General features: G+C 68.3%; 6 protein-coding genes. All 6 read right to left on the bottom strand.

Going from position 1 to position 5,108, the window contains the following annotated elements; all coding sequences use genetic code 11:
• A partial coding sequence (locus AC1D15_RS17390; RefSeq protein WP_477826956.1) for an ATP-binding cassette domain-containing protein occupies positions 1-586 on the bottom strand: 586 nt, incomplete at its 3' end.
• Positions 587-685: 99 nt separating this feature from the next.
• Positions 686-1,822, bottom strand: a complete 1,137-nt coding sequence (locus tag AC1D15_RS17395) for a sugar ABC transporter substrate-binding protein (RefSeq protein ID WP_477826957.1) — start codon at positions 1,820-1,822, stop codon at positions 686-688.
• Between the two features lie 136 nt (positions 1,823-1,958).
• On the bottom strand, positions 1,959-2,402 hold the full coding sequence (locus tag AC1D15_RS17400) for a pilus assembly FimT family protein (protein ID WP_477826958.1): 444 nt from the start codon (positions 2,400-2,402) through the stop codon (positions 1,959-1,961).
• A 3-nt stretch (positions 2,403-2,405) separates the two neighbouring features.
• A complete protein-coding gene (locus tag AC1D15_RS17405; protein ID WP_477826959.1) occupies positions 2,406-2,921 on the bottom strand; it encodes a type II secretion system protein in 516 nt (171 codons plus the stop codon).
• A 63-nt stretch (positions 2,922-2,984) separates the two neighbouring features.
• Positions 2,985-4,778: a secretin N-terminal domain-containing protein gene (locus tag AC1D15_RS17410; RefSeq protein ID WP_477826960.1), complete on the bottom strand. Its 1,794-nt coding sequence runs from the start codon at positions 4,776-4,778 to the stop codon at positions 2,985-2,987.
• Positions 4,775-5,108, bottom strand: a 334-nt coding sequence (locus AC1D15_RS17415; protein WP_477826961.1) for a hypothetical protein, incomplete at its 5' end; no start/stop codon positions are given. The genes AC1D15_RS17410 and AC1D15_RS17415, both read right to left, overlap by 4 nt.

Raw genomic sequence — 5,108 nt, forward strand, 5'->3', positions numbered from 1 at the left:
GCGCGAGCCCGTCGGCGCGCAGCTGCTTCAGCACCGCGTAGACCCGCCCGACATCGGCGGCGGTCAGCGCCGACGTGGCCTCGTCGAGGATCAGCAGCCGCGGCCGGCGCGCCAGCGCCTTCGCGATCTCGACCATCTGCCGGCGCGACAGCGAGAGGTCCTTCACCAGCGCGAGCGGGTGGATGTCGGCGGCACCAGCGCGCGCGAGCGCCGCTTCGGCCTGGCGGCGCTGCGTGCGGCGGTCGATCAGGCCGAAGCGGCCGAAATGACGCGGCGGCTGGCTGATGAAGAGGTTGTCGGCCACCGAGAGGTCGGGGATCAGCGACAGCTCCTGGAACACGCAGGTGATGCCGGCGGTGTTGGCCGCTGCGGGCGATGCGAACGTGACCGGCTGGCCGTCGAGCAGCATGCGGCCTTCGTCGGGCGCGACGACGCCGGCGATCAGCTTGATCAGCGTCGATTTGCCGGCCCCGTTCTCGCCGAGGATCGCGTGGATGCGGCCGGCCTCGACGCGCAGGTCGGCCGATTGCAGCGCGTGCACTCCCCCGTAACGCTTGCTGATCGCCTGAATCTCAAGAAGGCTCATTGGCAAAGGACCTGATCAAGCAACGCCCGCGGAACCGGCTTTGCCCGGCCGCAGGGTGGCGCCCCTTGGGGGCAGGAGCGCGCAGCGACTGGGGGGCGCTTACTTATTCGTTTCGGACTGGCCCATGATCTCCTGGGCCGTGAAATTGATGCCGCAGGTCGGGAACGCGTTGCCGACGAAGAAGTTGTCGGACTGCGTCGCGTAGAAGTTGGCGCCGTCCTTGAAGCCCGGTTCCTCCACCGTCGACAGCGGCAGCTTGATCGACTGCGGCAGCACCTTGCCCTCGAGCGCCGCGATCGCCACCTTGATCGCGACCGCCACCTGTGCCGGACCGGTGCCGCCCGAGGCGCACTTCAGCCCCTGCCCGGCGTACTTCGCGCAGAACTTGCGGAAGCCGTTCTCGGTCTCGCCGGCGAACGGCACCATCGGGTGCTTGGCGTCGAGCATCGCCTGCACGACGCCGGTGTCACCGCCCTGCGCGGTGATCGCGTCGAACTTCTTGTGCACCGCGATCGCATCGGCCGTGACCTTCTGCGACGTGGGGTCGTCCCACTTGCCGATCACCTCGATGGTCTCCCACTTCTTGCCGGAGGCCTTCAGCGCTTCCTGGATGCCGTCGTGCCGGTCGCGATCGACCGAGGTGCCCGACACGCCGCGCACCTCCAGCACCTTGCCGCCGTTGGGGGTGTTCTTGATCAGCCACTGGCCCCAGTAGGTGCCCAGGCCCTTCTGGTCGACGTTGACGTTGATCSCCTCCTCGGTGTCGAGGATGTTGTCGAACGCGACCAGCACCACGCCGGCATCGTTCGCGCGCTTGATCACCGGCTTGAAGGCGGCAGGGTTCTGCGCGTTGACGACGATCGCGTCGAAGCCCGAGTCGATGAAGTTGTTGATCGCGGCGATCTGCGCGGCCACGTCTTCGCCGGTCGAGACGACCTTGTACTCCTTCAGCTTCGCCGCCACCTCGGGCTGCGCCGCATAGGCCTTGGCCGTCTTGATCATCTGGATGCGCCAGGTGTTGGCGATGTAGCCGTTGGCGAGCGCGACGCGGTACGGGCCCTTCTTGGCCGGGTACTGGAACAGCTTGGTCGTGGTGCTCCACGGCGCGAAGCACTGCGGGTCGGAGTTCGCGGTGGTCACGACCTTGGGCGGCGCGGCGAGCGCGGTGGCGCTGAAGCCGAGTCCGAGGCCGAGCAGCAAGGCGTGCTGCAAAGAACGGGTGAGGATGAACGCCATGGCCGGGTCTCCTTCATGCAGGTCCCGAGTCGAGACCGGGAAGGCAATGTAGCCACTTCGCCGAGGCGCGAAAACTCAGGTGAAACCCGCTCGGGCGGGACAGGGCTTGTCCCGCGGGCTGCGACGTGCCGAAGACTCAGTGCAGCGCGCCGGTGTCGTTCTCGACCGTGAAGGCGCTGGTGTAGCCGTCACCGCTCACGGTGACGGTCAGCGCCGCCCCGGTGGAGGTGAGGGCCTGGCCGGAGTTGCCGGCGTTGAAGGTGATGGTGCGCGTGCCGGATCCGGCGATGCAGTTCGCGACGGCCGATGGGCAGGGCAGCGCGGCGAGGGTGCTGCCGCTGACGTAGGCGAAGCTCGCGCCGGTGGCGGTGATCGTCGCGATCACCGGGCGGCGCTGGGTCAGCGAGAGGCGCTGCGCGGTGTGCAACTGGCCTTGCAGCTGGTCGCTGAAGGCCCGCAGGCGCCACGAACTGGTGTCGACCAGGCGGGGGAGGGCGAAGACGGCCAGCGTGCCGGTGATGACGATCACCATGACCAGTTCGATCAGGGTGAAGCCCGCTTCGACAAGCCGGCCGCGCATGGTTCAGGTGCCGATGGCCGAGAAGTTGGCGTCTGTCAGCGCAGTGTTGTTCGAGTCCTTGAGAACGCATGTCACGGTCGCATCGGTCGTCACCGCTGCGGCCGTGATGGTGTAGTTGGTCGGCATGGCAACTTGCAGGAGGGTGGAGACCGTCGAGCAGTTCGCGACAGGAACAGCCGCCGTGTTGCCGGCCTTCTTGGCGGCGTAGTTGATGGCGGAGGCCGCACTCAGGCTGCCGGCCATGGCGTTGAGAGCCGCCTGTTGCGCGTCCTTCTTCATGTCGATGTACTTCGGCAGCGCCGTCACGGCCAGCACGCCCAGGATGACGATGACCATCGTGAGTTCGATGAGGGTGAAACCAGCTTGCTTCTTCATGGGGACTTCCTTTGAAAGGCGGTTGTTGCCAGCGACGCCGACCGGTGGAATCACCTCGAACGACTGGGTCTTGCGAACAGGCCCGATTGCCTGGGTTCGCTTGACTGGCAGGTGAATGCTGACCAGCAACTTTGGAGAGAGCATGCAGATCGGCGAGAGGCACTCGTCAGGATTGCAAACCATTGCAAACCAACGCAACGGGTGGGCTCAACGTGTGCCCGGCTTGTTCGTCGAACCGTCGAGCGTGATCACGCGGCGCTGGCCTTCGATCTCGTCGAGCGCCGCGCGGCTCTGCTCGGTGATGCGCAGCCAGTCCTCGGGGCCGCGGATGATGGTCGGCTTGATCAGCACCACCAGCTCCTTCTTGCGGCCGGCGTTCACCCGGTTGTTGAACAGCGTGCCGGTGATCGCATTGCTGCTCGCACCCGGCAGGCCCGAGCTCTGGCGCGACGACTCCACCTGCATCAGCCCGCCGATCGCGACGATCGCGCCGTCGGGGATGCGCACCACCGTGTCGGTCTCGTTGACGCTGCTGGAGGCCAGCGGCAACCGGTAGTTGCCGATGGTGCCGAGATCGATCTGCTTGGTCTTCTCGACCACCGAGGTCACCGACGGATGCACGTGCAGCGTGACCATGCCGGCCTCGTCGATCTGCGGGGTCACGTCGAGCGCGATGCCCGAGAAGAACGGCGTGAGCGTCAGCGTCGGCATCGTCGTCGTGCCGGTGCTGGTGGAGGTGCCGGTGGTGATGCTGCCGCCCGACACGTTGGTGACGAAGTAGTCGTCGGTGCCCACCTTCAGCACTGCCTTCTGGTTGTTCAGCGTCGCGACGCGCGGGCTCGACAGGATTTGCACGTCGCCGTGCGTCTCGAGGAAGCCGAGGATCGACTGGAAGCCGCCGCTCGCGAGCGCCAGGCCGCTCGCACCGCTGCCGGAGATCGGCAGGCCGACGACATCGGCCAGCGCCGCCGTGGTGCCGCTGGCGAGTGTCGGCAGGCCGTTGCCGTTGCCGACCAGCGCATTGCCGGCGCTGCCGCTGCTCTGGCCGATCGAGAAGCGGCTGCGCAGCACCGACCAGTCGATGCCGCTCTGGAAGCCGTCGCGCAGCTCGACCTCGATGATCTTCGCCTCGAGCATCACCTGGCGCTCGATCGACAGCCGCGTGCTGCGCAGGAAGGACTCGATCTGGCGCAATTCGTCGGGCATCGCACGCACGGCGATCGTGCCGGACTGCGGGCTCGCGATCACGTTGCGGCCGGCCGCCGTACCGACCATCGCGCGCAGCGCCTCGGTGGTCTCGGTCCAGAAGTCGCTCTTCGAGGTGGTCGACACCTGGCTGCCCTCGGTGTCGCTGCCGCGCGAACGGCTGCCGTTCGACGCGGTGCCGCCGCTGTTGCCGTTGCCGGTGCCGCTGCTGCCATCGCCGTTCGCCGGCGGGGCGCCCGAGCTGATGCGCATGTCGCTGCGCCCGCTGCGCTGCGTGTGCAGGTAGTTCACCATGAAGATGCGCGTCTGCAGCGTCGGTGGGAACACCGTGACGCGCCGGCCGTCGATCCTGTAGTCGTAGCCATAGACCTCGCGCAGCGATTCGAGCGCCTCGCGCATCGTCACGCCCTTCAGCGTCACCGAGATCGTGCCGCCCACATCGGGGTGCATCAGCATGCTGTAGCGCGAATCGGTGACCAGCGACAGGAAGACGTCGCGCACCTGGGCGCCATTGACGATCAGGTCGAAGCGGGCTTCGGGTGGCGGCAGYGGTGCCGCGGGTCGGGCCGGTGGTGCTGGCGGCACCGGTGTGTCGGGCGTCGAGACCGCGGTCGAAGGCGGGCGCTGCGCCAGTGCGGCCGCCAGCTCGGCCTGCAGGCTGGCGTTCGGGCTGGCGGTGCGCAGCGGTTGGTCGGCACAGCCGGAGAGTGCGATGGCGGTGGCGAAGCCGGACAGCAGGGTCGCCCAACGCGGGCCCGTGCGGCGCTGCCGCAGTACTGCAGGGGACGGGTTCATGGTGGGAGATCCTTTGCGGGCGGTCGATTCGGTGCCTGAGGCGGCGAGGAGGTGGGGATCGAGGTGGCGGTGGGGCGGCGGATGACGCCGGGATACAGCGGTGCGCGGCGCAGCCCTTGCGCGTCGCGCAGCCAGACGGCGTCGTCATCGATGCGCTCGATGCGGCTGCCGCCCAGCAGGTCGCCCACCGACAGCCGGCGGCCCCGGTGCACCACATGGCGGGTGGTGCCGACCACGGTGATGTGATGAGGCGACTCGTCCGCGGCGTCGCGGGGCGCGTCGGCGCTCGCGGCCGGCACGGCCGCGGCCGGCGGCTGCATCGGGTCGCGC

This window comes from Rhizobacter sp. P2_H2, assembly GCF_056403375.1.